A 16,786-nucleotide genomic window follows, 5' to 3' on the forward strand; every position below is an offset into this window, starting at 1 on the left:
CACCTCTTAATTATAAAAGATTTATTGAATTATTTAAATCCTCAATGCTAGCATGGGTATATATAGAAGTAACCTTTAAATTTGAATGTCCTAAAAGTTTTTGAACATAAACTAAGTTAACCCCATTTTTTATTAAGTTAGAAGCAAAGCTATGCCTTAGTATATGGGCACTAACATGTTTTTTCCACCCTAATTCTTTTACAGTATCGCTTAATACTCTATTTACATAAGGCGCACTTAAGTGCCCTGACTTTTCTGTTGCGAAAAAATACTTACTATCTATTGAAGAACGATATGTTTTTAAATAATCTCCTAATATACATACTAAATTTTTATTTATAGGTATATTTCTGTCTTTTGCTCCTTTACCATTTATTATATAGATGATTTTATTCTCTAAATCCACATCTTTCATTTCTAAATTTAAGCATTCACTTATTCTCATGCCTGTATAAAAAAGCGCTTGGACAACGGTTTTAACTAGAGGATGATGTATAGCATCTATAAGGGTATGTACCTCTTCTATAGATAAAAATGTTCTCTCCTTATTTTGAACTTTTATAGGTTCTACTGCCATAGCTATATTCCATTGGCATAATTTATTTTTATACGCATAATTCCAAAAAGATCTTAAAGTATATAAGTTTCTACTTCTACTAGCTGTGGTTAGCTTTCTCTTTTTTAGATAAAAAAGAAAATCTTCTATATCTACCGATTTAATTTCGCTTATATATAAAGGACAATTATATTTTTCTTCTAGGAAGTATGAAAAACATATTAAATCAGAATTGTAAGCTTTAATAGTTTCTTCGCTTTTATTAGTTATGGTTAAATAGTAAATAAATTCTTTTATAGCTTTACTTAGTAGCATAATATACCTCCTTTCTGAAATAATTTCAATATAAACATAATAATTCATTATATAGAAAATAATATTAATATATGACATAATATTAACAATTGCGACTTGCGTTTGTCAATTTAATATGTCAATATTGGCATAATTATTTTGTCGTATATAATTATTATCACTTTATTAGTATTGTTCTCTTAAAAGTTTATATTATGCAGTTTAAAGTTCTAGTAAACGGTGATAGGCACCCCATGTATTAAATAGGGGGTGCCTAGTATCTTATTTAATTAACTGTGAAAACAGAAACGGATTCTTTTAGTTCATCTGCTAAGCTTTGAAGTTCTTGAACTTCCTGATGAACAGAAACTGTTACAGCGCTTTGTTCTTGTATTGTAGCACATATCTCTTCAGATGCAGCTGCAGTTAAACTAGAAACATTAGCTATGGAATCTATTTTTGATATTAATAAATTTTTACTATTTTCCATATTAAGTATGATATTATTAACAGAAGTTATTCCATCACTAATTTGAATTATTTTATTAACTATATTATTAAAGAACTCTTGAGTTTCTTTCATTATTTCTTTGTTGCTTAGTACTATTGTATCGGTTTTTTGTATAGCTAACACGGATTTTTCAATTTCCTGTTGTATATCTTCAATAATGTTAGATATTTCAGAAGTAGATGTTGCTGATTGCTCTGATAATTTACGAACTTCCTCAGCAACAACTGCAAAACCTTTACCAGCCTCACCAGCTCGTGCAGCTTCTATGGAAGCATTAAGAGCTAATAGGGTTGTTTGATCTGATATACCGTTGATAACATGAATTATATTCCCTATGTCTTTAGAACGCTTTTGAAGCATTGAAATCGTAGTTAGTATAGATTTAACAGATGAAGTTATTTCTTCACTTTTAGAATGAAGATTTTCAACGGTTATGCTTCCTTTACTAGCAAAAGATTTTATAGCATCAGATTCTACTTTTATTTCATTTGAATGATTGGAAGCAGTTTCAATTTTTGAAGATAAATCTGATACTTCAGTAACTAAATCATTTGAAGATTTTTCTTGTTCTCCTACTCCTTTTGCTACGTCTTCAATGGTTTTTGATATTTCTTCTGCTGATACAGAAATTTGTCCTGTAGTCTCTGAAAGAGAATTTGATGACTTCATTAAATATTGTGTAGTTTCTTGGGATTTATTTATTAAGTTTCCCATATTATCAACCATATGATTAAAACAATTTGATAAAATACCTATTTCATCATTGGATTTTATATTGGATTTTACATTTAAATTACCTTTTTCCACTTCATTTAATAATTTGCTAAGCTTTACAATAGGATTAGATATTTTATTTGAAACTGGAATTGCAACTATAATGGATATTATAAGTGATATTATGCTTATAATGAAAACCAAGTAACTAATTCCATTCATACTATCTGTAAAAACTGATTTATCAACAAACTCTACTATTTTCCAATCTGTTAGTTTGTTTGTTTTATATATAACATAATTGTTTTTATTGGAAAAATTTCCATTATCTCCTTCATATATTTTTTTAATCAAATCATTATCTTTAATTAATTGATTATTTTCTTCTTTGTCTGTACTAGATAAAATTGTATAGTTATCCCCACTTTTATTAACTACCCATATTTTACTTTTATCTATAGTTTTAAATGTAGTTACTTTTTCAGACAAATCTTTAAGGTATAAATCTATAGCCATAACTCCACTTACACTGTTAGTTGAATCTTTTACAGATTTAGAGAGAGTAATCATAGGTAACTTTGTTGTAGTATCAATATAAGGCTTAGACCACACAATTTGTCCATCTTTTGCTATAGCATCTTTATACCAAGTTCTTTCTGTAGCAAGCCATTTTGGATCTTTAGCTAATTTTAAATTAGAATCTGGCCAAGTAACTAACTTTTTATTACCTGATAAAACTTTTTTAGGACCAAAGTATACAAAAGCAGCAGCTGGTTTTGATTCTTTGAATGATTTAAATAGTTGCATAGTTTTAGGGTAGTCTTTTTCTTCATTTACTACTTCCTTTACAAGTTCAGTATTACTAAACATATTTAAAGAAGTTTGAAACTCATTTAAAAATTCATATATAGAAGCATCTAACTGCGTTATAGTTTTGTCTATGGATTTAGTGATTTCTTTTTTTATAATTTTAGTACCATAGTAATAGCTTGATACTCCTAAAATTAAAACACACATAATTGAAAGAGATACAAAAATTAAAATAAGTTTGTTTTTGATTTTTTTCATACCGTCACACTCCTAGTCTTTTCCAAATATAGATTTATTATAACATAATAACCATTATTTATATAATTTTTTTGAAAAATATTAGTTTAATAGTATTTAATAATATACTTTATGATATCCATCACTTTATGTTTTGAAAGTATGCCAAGTTAAATAAGGTATTTAAAGAAAATTTTTAATGAATAGTTATTTATTCATAGTAGAATTTAAAGTATAATATAGATAAAATCCAAAGGAGGAAAAGATTATGAAATTAAAAAGAACTATTATTATATCAATTTTTTTTGTTTTAATGTTATGTGGAAGTGTACTAGCTTCTCCAAGTAGTAACAATTCAAAAAGAATAAATTCTACATACATATCTGCAGCTACAGAGGAAACAAACATAAGATATATTAATGATAAATTTGAAGTAGCTCCAGATAAACAGTGGACAATAAAATTTAATAAAGAAGTAAATCCCTTAGCTATCAACACAGAGAATGTACAGGTATTAGACAGTAAAGGACAAGCTGTTAATATTACTTTAGGGTTATCATCTGATGGTAAACATGTTAGTATAAATCCTCCAGCTTCAAAATATATTAGCGGAGAAACTTATTCTTTAATTATAAAGAAGTCTTTAAGTAATAAATTAAATGAAACTTTACCAAAAGAAGTTAGAATGAAATTTACTATAATGAAAGATAACAGCAATGATACAGGGAATAATGTAAATCCAGTATTATATGAAGCAAGACAAGGGTTAGACAAAATTTATAATCTAGTAAAGACTGATAAAGAAAGAGCTTTGGTTTCAGCATTAAGAGATGGAGTAAACACCAAAATAAATAATCCATCTGCTACCATAGATGTAAATCCATTAAAGGATCAATATGGAAATCTTTCTTCAGATGAAAAAAGTGATTTTAAAAATGCTATATTAAGCAATTTTTCAATAGGAGCACTATTTGAAATTAAGAGCATATTTGAATAGAATTTAGGGACGGTTAACAAGTTTTTAGTTTTTAAATACACTTTTTATTAGATAGCATAATAATTAGATTAAATGTTAATTTTACCAGCAAGTATTTGCTGGTTTTGTTTTTTATATATTCTTTTAAATTGACTTATATGATGTTATACTATATTAGTATTAAAAGTACCATGGGAGGGAATAGGTATGAAGAAAAAATTAGCTTTAGTTTTAGCAATAGTTATGGTAGGAGGAATAGCTTTTTCAACTCAATTTGTAAAAAATAAAGGTAATAAAGAACAGAGTACTACAACAGATACGCAAAAGGAAAAGAAAAATGTTGAGTTTGCAGTTAAATATGCTTTTGCAGATATAGATATGGATCAAATAATACAGGAAATAGATCCAAAAGATGATGATACTAAAGCAGATTATGTATTCGTAAGATTTACAACAGGAGTTTCCAATGATAAAAAGGACACTAGTCCACTAAATTTTAAGAATTATAAGCTAGATAATAAAGAACTTCCTAAAGGAACACAGCTACATATTAAAAAGGACAGTAAGGATACTGTTGTAATTAAATTACCACAGGGATGTTTAAAAGGGAAAAATGCTGGACATACTCTTGAGTTATCAAAAGAGATAATAAATGTTGATACAAAGGTATCTGGAAACTTAAAATTAAACATGCCTTATAGTATACCTAATAATGCTGATAATAAAGATGATAAAAAAGATAACTTAAATAATAATACATCAAAAGATAATAAAGAACAAAGTAAAGATAGTAATAAAAACACCACTAATCCACCTGTAAAAAATAATGATAAAGATAAAGCACAATCAAATAATAGTACAGTGCCTAAATATACTGTAGAAGTTGGAAAAGGAATTCCATTTTCTACTACAATTTTAGTAAAACTTCAGACACCAAAGGTTGAAGAATATAAAGTAAGCATAGAAAACTTGCAACTAAAGATAAGAGAAAATAGTAAAAAAGAAAAAGTATTTATAGGAACTATAAAAAAAGACTTAACTTATGATGAAGTATTATCTAACATAAAGGTAGAGAAAATAAAAAAGTAGACTAATATTTGATATGAGCATGAAAACCTTCAAGTTTTCATGCTGCTTTTTTATAACATTTATAAAAATAGAAGTTATTTATATTGTAGAAAATTCTAAGGAGAAAAAATAGTTGTAAAATTACATTTTAGAGAAATTATACTTTAAATGTATTGAATAACATTGAAAAAACAGTTATATTATATAAAGAAGCTTCCCTCAATGGTAAATTTTACTTTGAGGGAAGCCTATGTTTTTAGTTTTACCCACAAAGGAGGTTTTTTAATGAAAAAAAGAAATAGAAGAGCACTAGTAAGTAGCTTTGTTACTACGTTTATTTTAACATCTACGTTAGTCCCAAAGACTAAGGCAAAAGCTGCAGCTACAGTCGAAAGAATGCCTGGAGCAGATAGGTTTGTAACTGCACAAAATGTAGCAAAGCAAGCCTTTGGAAGAGCAGAAAATATAGTACTTGTAAATGGACTTGGTTATGCGGATGCAGTAAGTGCAGCTCCACTTGCAAAAATATTGGATGCACCAATACTTTTAATAGATAATGCAAAAGAGCCTTCCATAGATCTTTTGGAAACATTATGGAGTCTTGGTACAAAGAAAATATATATAGTTGGTGGACAAGGCGTTGTATCAAAAGAATTAGAAGCTGATTTGACAAAAACCTATTCAGTAGAAAGGGTAGCAGGAAATTCTAAAGATGGAAGATATGGTACTAATGCTGCTGTGGCTAAAAAGGTTTTAGAGAAAACAAAAGCCACTACAGGAATCCTTGTAAGTGCAGAGGGATATGCTGATGCATTGTCTGTAGCTTCCATTGCAGCAAGTAAAGGATATCCAATATTATTTGGTAATAAAAGTGAAGTTCCCAATGTGGTAAAGGAAGCCTCAAAAGGATTAAAAGCTATGGCAGTAGGTGGAGAGGGAGTTTTACCAGATAAGGTTTTAGCAGGAGTTAGTGCCGAAAGAATTGCTAAGGGAGTAGACAGATTTTCTACTAACTTAAAAGTATTAGATTATTTTAAAGATGAATTGAAATTTAATAATATATTTGTAGCTGCAGGGGGAGATGATAGCAAGCATAAATTTGCAGATGCACTAGTAGCTTCAGCAGCGGCAGCAAAATATGGATCACCATTGGTTTTGAATGGTTTAGGAACTAAAGAGGAAAGTAAAACTGCGGCAAACGATTATATAAAAGGTAAACTTGGAAGAGATACAAAAGTAACCATTATTGGTGGAGCGGCTTCTATAGATGCATTTATAGAAAGTGAATTGAAAAATAAAGCAGAAGAGATAAATTCATCAATTATAAATAATGAAAAGGATCCAGATAAGAAACCAGTTACTGAATATATGAATGTACAATCCATAGAAGCATTAAGTTTACATCAAATAAAAGTAGTTTTTAATAAAGAAGTAAATAAAGATTTAGCAGAAAATTTAATAGCATATCAGATAGACGATAAAAATTTACTAGATGCTGAGGCAAAAACACTAGATGATGGAAAGACGGTTATTATAACATTTAAAAAGGCTTTAAAAGAAGGAAGTACTATAAGATTTAAAGTTAGAGAAGATCTTATCAGAGCTAAAAATACTGAAGATCCCGTGAAGGAAGAAGTAAAAAGCTTAACTTTAATTGATAAACAAGCACCTACAGTTCAAAATATTGAATCAAAAGGTAATAAAATTTATATTAATTTTAGTGAAGGAATAAGTTATGATGCTTTAAAGAAAGTAGATAATTTTAAGTTAGATGGAGATATTTTAGATTCTTCTAAGGTTTTTATTGAGCCAATTGGAGAAATTTCAAAGGTAATAGATGAAAATGGAGCAAATATTGATATTGTAAATGGAATAGTATTAAAATTTAGCACATCCTTAGATAAAGGACAACATACATTACTATTTCCTATAGATGATTCCTTAAAAATAGTGGATACTGCAAACCTTTCTTTAGGTAAAGATGCGTATACCTTTGAAGTGAAATAAATTTAATATTACAGGGTACAGCCTATAGCTTTATATTTAAGCTATAGGTTTTATTTTTGAACTAATTTTAAATAAGAATACTATGAAAATTAAGGAATTTTTAAGCAATATTTAATATTATTTTTATAGAAATATGCAAATCTATATGATAAAATTACTTCATATATGAAATAATTTTAAAAATATAAGAAAGGAATTAGCATGAAAGATGAAAAAATATACGAATTGTTAAGAGATTTGTCTAATATATCTAAAATTTTAAATAGAAAAATAAGCAGTAGGATGAATTGTAAAAGATTTAGTGTATATCCTTATTTAATAGTAAATCAATTGGAGGTGGATAAAGCAAAAACATTAACTGAATTAAGTAAAACTTTAGGGCTTCCTAATAGCACTACTTCTGTTATTATAGATAGACTTATGAAAGAAGGATTAGTTAGAAAAGAAAAAGATGAGAAAGATAAGAGAAGAAGTCTTATATATGTGACAGAAAAAGCATTAGCTGAAGAAAAAAAGCTTATATTTGAACATACTAAATATTTTAAAGAGTTATTAGAAGATGCAACGGAAGATGATATGGAAGCTATTATGCGTGGTGTGAAATTACTTATGGAAAATATTCAGAGAAGTGTAGAGTAAAGAAATTTTAAAAATTTTTATATAAAGGGAGAGAAGTCATGGAAAAGAAAAAAAAATTTAAATTAGGCAAGAAAAGTATAATTATTATTTTAATAGTTGCTTTAGTAGTTGCAGTAGGAGCTATATACTCCAATAAGGGTAAAAAAAGTAATGCTATTAGTGTAGATACTGGGGAAGTTGAAAAGAAAAAGTTAGTCCAGGTTACCACAGCTACAGGAAATATTGAGGCAAACTATAGAAATGACATAGCTTTAAATCCAGCTCAAAAAGTGATAAAGGTTTTTGTAAAAGAAGGACAAATCGTTAAAAAAGGTGATATTTTAGTTAAGCTAGATGATGAAGAATATAGAACTCAATTAGAAAAACAACAGTTAAATCTTCAAAATGCTAATTTAACCTTATCACAGCTTCAAGGAACAAGTACTGTAAATGAGAGAAAGAATGCAGCAAATGCAGTTTCACAAGCAGAGTTAACATTACAAAATGCAAAAAATAATTATTCAGATTTAAAGAGGAAATTTGATCAAAGTAAATCACTATATGAAGGTGGATATATATCTAAAAATGATTATGATGCAGCTGATAAAGCGTTAAAAGAAGCTGGAAATACTATGAAAAATGCTGAACTAGCTTTAACAAATTCTAAAAATTCTTTATCAAATATAAGTGTAAGCACAGATGATAAAATTGCAAGTCAAAGAAATCAGTTAGCACTTATACAAGCAGATATTAAAAATTTACAAAATAAAATAGAAGATTGTAATATAAAAGCTAATGTAAATGGAAAAATTGTAAAAATGGATGCAAAAGAAGATCAATATCCAAAAACAGGAGATATGATTATAGTTGATGATGTTTCTAAGTATAAAATGTCATTAGATATAAATCAATATGATGCTGTAAATCTTAAAAAAGGACAAAAAGCTACAGTAAAATTAAAAGGGGTAGATAAAAAATATCCAGCTACAGTGACAGAAGTAGGACAAGTTGCTCAAACTACTATAAATACTAATACTGGAGGGAATCAAGAATTTAAAATAAATGTAAAAATAACTTTAAATAATTCTGATGACAAGATAAAAGCAGGTTATGAAGGAGATGCAGAAATCATTCTTAATGAAAGAGCTTCATCTTTAGCAATTGGATTTGATGGAATTAAGGAAGATAGAGTAAAAAACCAAAAGTATGTATATGTAGTTGATGCAAACAATAAAGTTTCTAAAAGATATATAAAGAGCGGATTGGAAACAGAGTATGATGTAGAAGTTTTAGAAGGGCTTAAAGAAGGAGAAAAATATGTAATTAATCCTCCTGAAAATTTAAAAGAAGGGGACATAGTTTCACCAAGAAAATAGTTAAAGGAGGGGTTTAATGTGATTATAAGTCTAGAAGATATTAGAAAAACATATGATACTGGTGCAATTAAGCTAGAAGCATTAAAAGGTGTTAATCTTTCCATAGAAGAAAAAGAATTTGTGGCTATAATGGGGGCCTCTGGTTCAGGAAAATCTACTCTTATGAATATATTGGGATGTCTTGATAGATTGACTTCAGGAAAATACATTTTAGATGGAGTAGATATATCTTCATTAGATGATAATAGTTTAGCACAAATAAGAAATAAAAAAATAGGATTTGTTTTTCAGGCATTTAATTTACTACCTAAACTTACAGCTATAGCAAATGTAGAGCTACCTATGGTTTATGCTGGAGTACCAAAAGCTGAAAGACAAGAAAAGGCAAGAAAGGCTTTAGAAAGAGTAGGATTAGGGGAGAGAATTCATCATAAACCAAATGAAGTTTCTGGTGGTCAAAAACAAAGAATTGCCATAGCAAGATCCCTAGTTAATAATCCTTCTATAATACTTGCAGATGAACCAACTGGAAATTTGGATAGTAAGTCTAGTGAAGAAATTATGGGAATATTTCAAGCTCTTAATGATGAAGGTGTTACTATAGTAATGGTTACCCATGAACCAGATATTGCAATGCATACTAAAAGAGCCATAGTATTTAAAGATGGAAATGTAATCTCAGATAATCCAGTAAAAGATAGAATTATAATAGGGGGGCAGAAATAAATGAATATTTTTGAAAGTTTTCAATCTGCCTTTCAAAGTGTAAGGGCTAATAAATTAAGATCTTTTCTTACTATGCTGGGAATTATAATTGGTATATCTTCTGTAATTACAATAGTATCTATAGGAGATGGAGCCAAAAATTTTATAGCAGGAGAATTTGCAGATATAGGTACAAATTTAATAAATCTTAAAGTAAATTCATCCATAGAGGAAAGTGTAGAAGAAAGAGACTATTTTACAACAGATGATATAAAGCTTATAAAAGAAAAGATACCAGAAATTACTCATGTAATGCCTGATTTGAGTGGATTTGGAGCACTTAAGAATGAAAATAAATTAAAACCAGTAAGAATAGGAGCAACTAATCCAGATTCACAAAAGGTTTATAACATAAAGATGATTAAAGGAAGATACTTAAGCGAAAGGGATGTAGATGCGGCTAAAAATGTAGTTGTATTAGATGAGCCTACAGCTAAGAAATTATTTAACGATACAGATATAGTGGGAGAAAAGGTAAAGTTAACTGTAAGAGATAAAAATATAGATTTAAATATAATTGGGGTTTGCAAAGATCCTAATGGAAATTTATCATCTGCTTTTGGAGACAATATGCCAGGCCTTATTTTAATGCCAATGACTATAGCGGATAGAGTTTTCGAAAATACTGATGTATCGGGACTTTCGGTTATTTTGTCTGATATGACTAATGCAGATGAGCTAAGTAATAAAATGATAAGACTTATAGAAAATAGACATAAAAATAAGGAAAAATATTCTGCACAAAAAGGGTTTAAAGAATTAGAAACAATAAACAATGTGTTAAATACTTTAACTACAGTTTTAGGTGCTATAGCAGCTATATCCCTTTTAGTAGGGGGTATTGGTGTTATGAACATAATGCTCGTATCTGTAACAGAAAGAACAAGGGAAATTGGAATAAGAAAGGCAATAGGAGCAAAAACCAAGGATATAAGAATACAATTTTTAATGGAATCTGTAATACTTTGTTTAATAGGAGGAACCATTGGTACTATATTAGGAGTTTCTGTAGGTAAAATAGCAAGTAGTATAGTCCATGTAGATGTACCTGTATCTATAAAGGTTATTCTTGTATCTTTCGGATTTTCATCAGCAGTAGGTATATTCTTTGGATTATATCCAGCAAGTAAAGCTGCAAAACTAGATCCAATAGAAGCGTTGAGATACGAATAATTAATGTGGAGAAGAGCAAAGAAGATATCAGGCTGTTTTATTGCTCTTCTTTGTTAACTATTAATTTTGAAAAGGTGGGATGAGGATGAAGAAAGTTAAGGTTTTATGCACGGCTTTAATAATAGCCACTACTTTTGCAACAGGTGTATTCGCTCAAGAAGCTGGTGGAAAAGTTCTTGATGTAAATTCAGCCATAAATAGTGCCATAAAAAATTCTTATGAAGTAAAGAATAAAGAGAATTCTATAAAAAGAGCTGAAGATAATTATACTGATGAAGTAAGAAGAGGAAATTCACTCGAAGAAAGGGCAAAAATAAATGATAGATTTATTAGATTGGCTAATAAAAGTGATAGAACAGAGGAAGAAGAAGAGGATTACAAGTTTTATCTTGCAGTATATGGAAGCCCTATGAGTGATGAAGAGGTATCTGAATCACTAAAAATGGCAGGATCTATTGCAGTAAAATATGATTTTAATAAATTCCAAAATAAAAGTGCATTAGAAATTATTAAAAATAAGATTAAAGAAAATGTGTATGAGGAGTACGGAAATTTACTTAAGGATAAAGACAAATTGGAATTGGAAAGAAGAAAATTTGAAGTAGCTAAGGGAGAGTTTGAACAAGTAAAGCTTAGTGCTAAAATTGGAACAATTTCTAAACTTGAAGGAAAAGAAAAAGAGGTAGAATATTTAAAAGCAAAAGAAGAATATGAAGCATGCAAAAGAGATTTTAATATACAAAGAATGAATTTTAATAAATTAATTGGAGCACCAATTAATACAGAGTATGATAAATATTTGCAAGAATATACTGTAGATTCTGAGCAAATAAAAGATTATGAAGAATATTTAAATGATGCACTTACAAATAGGGCAGAAATTATAAATGGAAAAGAATATATAGAAGTTAAAAGATATGAGAGAAGCTTAGCTATTGGAGTATATTATTCAGAACATAGAGAAGCAAAAATTGCAGATGCAGCCTTTGAAAATTCAAAGGATATGTTAGAGTTAAAAAAGCTGGATATACAATTAGAAATTAAAAAATTATATGATGACATTGAAATAAAGAATAAAAATTTTAAAAGTGTATTACAGCAATATAAAGAAGCAAAGAAAAGTTATGATGAGATAAGCAAAAGATATTCTCTTGGAATGGTAAGTAAGTTGGAATATAATAAAAGATCTGCTCAGTTGTTTGAAGAAATGTTGAATTATAAAAATATAGAGAGAGATCTTTATATTGCAAAACTTAAATTAGAAAATGCATGTTCTTTAGGTACGGATGTAAATAAGGCCAATTATAGTGATATAGGATAAAAAAGGGAGGGATTTTTAATGAAAAAAGGAATATTATCTTTTATGATGTCTACAGTTATGATGTTTTCTCTAAGTAGTAATGTATTTGCCCAGGAAATAAATGATACAAAAAAAGACAATAAGGAAACTACATTAAACTTAACAATTGCAGACGTTTTAGATAGAGTAAAAAATGATAATTTAGAAATAAAAATAATTGATCAAAAAATAGAACTTTTAAGCAAGATATATGATAGGGATAAGGCAAGAGCTTTTGAGGCAGAATCAATGAATAGAAATGATGTTTTTAGTAAGAGAACTGAACTTATTATCCCTAAACAATCATCTCTTAGAATTGATGATGCGGAACATGAAAAGGATAAAAGGCTAAAGGAGATAAAACATGATTTAGAAAATCAATATCTAAATTTAGTTAATTCTAATAGAGAAATAAATATAATTAATAAATCCATAGAAAATGTTGAAGAAGAAATTAAAAAGACTAACGCAAAGATAAACCAAGGATTAGAAGTGACAAGGGCGTTGGAGTCATTAAATGTAAAAAAGGCACAGCTTTTATCATCATTAAGTAAGCCAAAGCTTGAAAGAGAAGAAGCTTTAATAAAGATTAAACAATATTTAAATATAGACAAAGACACTGAAATGAATTTGGCTGCAGCTAAAATAGACTTTATTAAGTATGATGATAATAATATAGAAGAAATTATAGAGAAAGCTTTACCTAAGAATTATGATTTAATTAGAAAGAATAAAGAGTTAGAGATTTCTAAAGAAGAAGAAAAAATTTATTCAAAATATGGAAGAAATACTATGGATGAAGAAACTGATTTAAGAATAAAAATAGAAGATTTAGAAAATGATATAGTGGAATTTAAAGCAAATTTAAAGATAAATTATTGGAAAGCTTATTATAATGTAAAAGCTAAGCAGAATATGGCAGAAATAGAGATGTTGAATTTAGAAAACGCTAAATCCAGGTATACTGAAATGGATAAAAAGTTTAAAGAAGGTATGATTGATAAGCTTCAACTTAATGAAGTGAAACTTCAGTTAGATAAACAGAATGTAGCTACAGAGAGAGCTATAAATGAATATATGATAATAGTAGATGGATTTAAGGATTTATTAGAAGGATTTTAAAATATTTTAGAAAAATAATTTTATTAAAAGCAACTTATAAGATTTTTACAATCTTATAAGTTGCTTTTAGTATTTTATAATTTAATAGTTTGTAAAAGCTACGATAATAATATATGTTAATTTTAAAAAGTTATGAGGATTTCTTCATATAAGGTAAAATTAACAAATTATTTTCAAATAATATGTTGACAGTAAGTCAAAAAAGTTGTTTAATAAAACTGACCAGTCAGTATTGAGTGAAGTTTAATTACAAAAATTTAATAAAGAAGAGGGAGAGGGCATGAAATTTCTAAAGGTATTATGGAGCGATATTCGCAACATTTCTAAAAGCAAGTTTTTAAAAATGACAATAATCGCAATAACATTGTTGCCACTTGCGTATGGAGGGCTCTACCTTGCAGCCTTCTGGGATCCCTATGGAAAAACGGAAACCTTGCCCGTAGCTGTAGTAAATCTGGATTCGGGAGGAGAAAGAGAAGATGTACGGGTAAAGTATGGGGATGATGTAGTTGATGGACTTAGGAATAATGATGATCTGGGATGGCGATTTGTAAAAACTCTAAAAGAAGCCGAAGAGGGGCTTGAAGGGGATGACTATTATGCAATGTTGGTTATTCCTAAAGATTTTACCGAGAGAGTATTAGATGTAGAAAATGGAAAACTTAGAAAGCCAAAGGTAATATTTAAGGCTAATAAGAAGAAAAATTATGTAGTAGGGCTTATAACAGATAAAGCATCTACTGCTATAGAGAAACAAATTAGAGAAAAAGCAGGTAGCAAGTTCACAGAAATAGTTGTAGATAGTTTAGAAGATGTAAGAGATGGTTTGGAATTAGCAACAGATGCAACATACTTAATGAAAGATGGAGTAACAGAATTAAAGGACAAAGTACCTAGCTTAACAAATGCGCTTGATAAAATTCATGATGGATCTTCTACACTAAATGAAAAGTTAGGAGATGCCAAAGATGGAAGTAGCAAACTCATGGAAGGAGTTGGTGCGTTAAAGGGTAAAATGCCTGAGCTTCTTGATGGGATTGATAGACTTGGTAATGCAACGTCTATGTTAAATGAAAATGTAAGTGATGCTTATGATGGAAGCGTACTTTTAAGAAATGGTGCATCAGGATTATATGATAAGCTTCCAGATCTATCTGACGGAGTAGATCAGATCCATGATGGTTCACAATCTTTAAGTGAAGGAATAGGCCAAGTAAATGATAAAATGCCAGATTTGATAGATGGAGTAAAAAAGCTAAAAGATGGTGCAGCTCAGCTAGATACAGGGTTGAAAACAGCAGCAGACAGTGTAAAACTCTTATATGATAAAGATGAAGAAGGAAATGTAAAAAAAGACGCAGGTCTTCCAGCAATAAAAAATGGCTCAGATAAAATGAGAGCTAAAATATCCTTAGGAATCATGGATAAGTTATATGAGAAGGATGGCAATATTAGAAATATAGATAAACTTTGCGGAGGATTTGGACAAATAGTTGGAGGAATCAACTCATTAGATGGAATAATTAAATCTGGTAAAGTTCCTATTTCGGAGGAATCTGTTGAGAAATGGCAAAAAGATGCAGTTGATATGAGAACTTTAAATAACCTATTTAATATACTTAGATCAGAGGATGCTACTGACGAAGATAAAAGTATAGCTTTATTAAGAATTGCTTTTATATTGAATGGGGATAATCTAGATGTACCAGTAGATAGACTTCAAGAAATAGCTATGGATTTAAAAGAAATGGCTATGGAAATAGAGAAGATACCTAATTATAATATACCGAATTATGAAAAGGTACCTCAAATTAAAGCGTTACATGATATACATGATGCATTAGTAAAACTTTCAATGGGAACATCAGGATTAAATAAGCAACTTAGTGAGTTAAAAACAACCCTTGCAATGTATCAGGGTATATCTGCTATATCAGCAGGTTTAGGACAGGCATCAGAAGGTGTAGGTGGACTAGTTGAAGGTCTTGATGCATTATATCAAGGATCAAATAAACTTTATAAAGGATTAGACTCTCTTTATGATAATACTAGAAATTTACAAGATGGAATAGGATTATTGTATACAGGATCTAAAGACTTAACTAATGGAGCAGATAAATTTCAAAGTACAGTACCCGTACTTACAAATGGTATAGCTCAGCTTACAGATGGAACCATAGATTTAAGTGATGGGTTGTTTAAACTTAATAAAGGAACAGAGACACTTACAGATAAAGTGGGAGAACTTAATCAAAAGGCTCCAGATATGGAGGAGGGAGTTCATGAACTCTATGATGGTTCTTCTGAATTGACTAATGGTCTTTCTAAATTAATTGATGGATCAGCGAAACTTACAGATGGAGTTTCTGCCTTACAGGGTAAAATGCCTGATTTACAGGATGGTGTGGACAGACTTTATGAAGGAACTGCAACATTAAATGATAGCCTTGGAAAAGGAGCAGAAAAAGTATCAGATAAGCTTGTAAGAAGCAGTAAAACTATGGGAGATTTTGTGGGAGATCCAATAAAATTAGATGATGAACCAATAGTTGAAGTAGATAAATATGGTTTAGGACTTTCACCATACTTTGTATCATTAGGGTTATGGGTAGGAGCTTTAATGATGTTCTTTGTAGTTGGTGGAGAGACGGGAAAAGATATAAATAATGTTAGACCAGCTTCAGTTGTTTTAGGAAAATATGTATTTTGTTGTATCATAGGAGCTTTTCAGGCAATACTTTTAAGCCTAGCTGTTATGAAGCTAGGATTAAGGCCGACTAATATACCGGCTTATATAGGATTTAATATATTCTTATCCTGTGTATTTATTGCAGTAGCTCAGAATTTAATATTCCTATTTGGGGATGTTGGAAAATTAGGTGTAGTTTTAATGTTATTATTACAGCTTACATCTTCGGGAGGTACTTTCCCAAGAGAATTGTTACCAACATTCTTTGATAAAGTAAATCCATTCTTACCATTTACTTATTCTATATCTGGTTTAAGAGAAATCAGTTGGGGTATAGACCCTCATGTATTACGTAAAGACATAGCTATACTTGGAGGAGTATTAGTAGCATTCCTTACAATGTCTATTATACTTAAGAGATATACAGATAAGTTTCAAGGCAATGTATCAATAGAACATCAGAAAGAAATTTCTTTGGAAGAAGAAACAATAGATACTCCTTCAAACACTATAAGTCAATAAATAATGTTT

12 protein-coding genes are annotated in these 16,786 nt (G+C 29.1%); 10 read left to right on the forward strand and 2 right to left on the reverse strand.

Annotation, left to right across the window (positions count from 1 at the left end):
* Nucleotides 1-10: 10 nt before the first annotated feature.
* Both J2Z24_RS02925 and J2Z24_RS02930 read right to left on the reverse strand, forming a co-directional pair.
* Nucleotides 11-871 (reverse strand): tyrosine-type recombinase/integrase, encoded by an 861-nt coding sequence (locus J2Z24_RS02925; protein WP_035147814.1) that lies wholly within the window; start codon nt 869-871, stop codon nt 11-13.
* 265 nt (nt 872-1,136) lie between these two features.
* The gene (locus J2Z24_RS02930; RefSeq protein ID WP_035147815.1) at nt 1,137-3,143 is read right to left on the reverse strand and encodes a methyl-accepting chemotaxis protein; all 2,007 of its coding nucleotides are present in this window, start codon (nt 3,141-3,143) and stop codon (nt 1,137-1,139) included.
* 247 nt (nt 3,144-3,390) lie between these two features.
* Here J2Z24_RS02930 and J2Z24_RS02935 point away from each other — a divergent pair, with 247 nt between their 5' ends.
* From J2Z24_RS02935 to J2Z24_RS02980, 10 genes are all read left to right on the forward strand, one after another.
* The gene (locus tag J2Z24_RS02935; RefSeq protein WP_051593236.1) at nt 3,391-4,119 is read left to right on the forward strand and encodes an Ig-like domain-containing domain; all 729 of its coding nucleotides are present in this window, start codon (nt 3,391-3,393) and stop codon (nt 4,117-4,119) included.
* Nucleotides 4,120-4,305: 186 nt separating this feature from the next.
* Nucleotides 4,306-5,187 carry a hypothetical protein gene (locus J2Z24_RS02940; protein WP_035147816.1) on the forward strand — a complete coding sequence of 294 codons (882 nt, stop codon included), beginning with the start codon at nt 4,306-4,308 and terminating at the stop codon, nt 5,185-5,187.
* 264 nt (nt 5,188-5,451) lie between these two features.
* A complete protein-coding gene (locus J2Z24_RS02945) occupies nt 5,452-7,173 on the forward strand; it encodes a cell wall-binding repeat-containing protein (RefSeq protein WP_085059048.1) in 1,722 nt (573 codons plus the stop codon).
* Nucleotides 7,174-7,374: 201 nt separating this feature from the next.
* On the forward strand, nt 7,375-7,812 hold the full coding sequence (locus J2Z24_RS02950; RefSeq protein ID WP_035147817.1) for a MarR family winged helix-turn-helix transcriptional regulator: 438 nt from the start codon (nt 7,375-7,377) through the stop codon (nt 7,810-7,812).
* A gap of 38 nt (nt 7,813-7,850) precedes the next feature.
* Nucleotides 7,851-9,167 carry an efflux RND transporter periplasmic adaptor subunit gene (locus J2Z24_RS02955; RefSeq protein ID WP_051593237.1) on the forward strand — a complete coding sequence of 439 codons (1,317 nt, stop codon included), beginning with the start codon at nt 7,851-7,853 and terminating at the stop codon, nt 9,165-9,167.
* Nucleotides 9,168-9,188: 21 nt separating this feature from the next.
* Entirely contained in the window at nt 9,189-9,893 is a 705-nt protein-coding gene (locus J2Z24_RS02960; RefSeq protein WP_173680671.1) for an ABC transporter ATP-binding protein, read from the forward strand.
* Entirely contained in the window at nt 9,894-11,105 is a 1,212-nt protein-coding gene (locus tag J2Z24_RS02965; RefSeq protein ID WP_035147822.1) for an ABC transporter permease, read from the forward strand.
* Nucleotides 11,106-11,190: 85 nt separating this feature from the next.
* Nucleotides 11,191-12,426 (forward strand): TolC family protein, encoded by a 1,236-nt coding sequence (locus J2Z24_RS02970; RefSeq protein ID WP_051593238.1) that lies wholly within the window; start codon nt 11,191-11,193, stop codon nt 12,424-12,426.
* An 18-nt stretch (nt 12,427-12,444) separates the two neighbouring features.
* Nucleotides 12,445-13,566, forward strand: coding sequence for a TolC family protein (locus J2Z24_RS02975; RefSeq protein ID WP_035147824.1), 1,122 nt, complete (start codon nt 12,445-12,447; stop codon nt 13,564-13,566).
* A 280-nt stretch (nt 13,567-13,846) separates the two neighbouring features.
* Nucleotides 13,847-16,777, forward strand: a complete 2,931-nt coding sequence (locus tag J2Z24_RS02980; RefSeq protein ID WP_035147826.1) for a YhgE/Pip family protein — start codon at nt 13,847-13,849, stop codon at nt 16,775-16,777.
* Nucleotides 16,778-16,786 lie beyond the last annotated feature (9 nt).

The sequence above is a fragment of the Clostridium tetanomorphum genome, assembly GCF_017873215.1.
GTDB classification, from domain to species: Bacteria; Bacillota; Clostridia; order Clostridiales; family Clostridiaceae; genus Clostridium_AO; species Clostridium_AO tetanomorphum.

Coding starts and splice junctions, on each gene's coding strand:
- J2Z24_RS02925 (WP_035147814.1), bottom strand. CDS start 871: ATGCTACTAAGTAAAGCTATAAAAGAATTTATTTACTATTTAACCATA.
- J2Z24_RS02930 (WP_035147815.1), bottom strand. CDS start 3,143: ATGAAAAAAATCAAAAACAAACTTATTTTAATTTTTGTATCTCTTTCA.
- J2Z24_RS02935 (WP_051593236.1), top strand. CDS start 3,391: ATGAAATTAAAAAGAACTATTATTATATCAATTTTTTTTGTTTTAATG.
- J2Z24_RS02940 (WP_035147816.1), top strand. CDS start 4,306: ATGAAGAAAAAATTAGCTTTAGTTTTAGCAATAGTTATGGTAGGAGGA.
- J2Z24_RS02945 (WP_085059048.1), top strand. CDS start 5,452: ATGAAAAAAAGAAATAGAAGAGCACTAGTAAGTAGCTTTGTTACTACG.
- J2Z24_RS02950 (WP_035147817.1), top strand. CDS start 7,375: ATGAAAGATGAAAAAATATACGAATTGTTAAGAGATTTGTCTAATATA.
- J2Z24_RS02955 (WP_051593237.1), top strand. CDS start 7,851: ATGGAAAAGAAAAAAAAATTTAAATTAGGCAAGAAAAGTATAATTATT.
- J2Z24_RS02965 (WP_035147822.1), top strand. CDS start 9,894: ATGAATATTTTTGAAAGTTTTCAATCTGCCTTTCAAAGTGTAAGGGCT.
- J2Z24_RS02970 (WP_051593238.1), top strand. CDS start 11,191: ATGAAGAAAGTTAAGGTTTTATGCACGGCTTTAATAATAGCCACTACT.
- J2Z24_RS02975 (WP_035147824.1), top strand. CDS start 12,445: ATGAAAAAAGGAATATTATCTTTTATGATGTCTACAGTTATGATGTTT.
- J2Z24_RS02980 (WP_035147826.1), top strand. CDS start 13,847: ATGAAATTTCTAAAGGTATTATGGAGCGATATTCGCAACATTTCTAAA.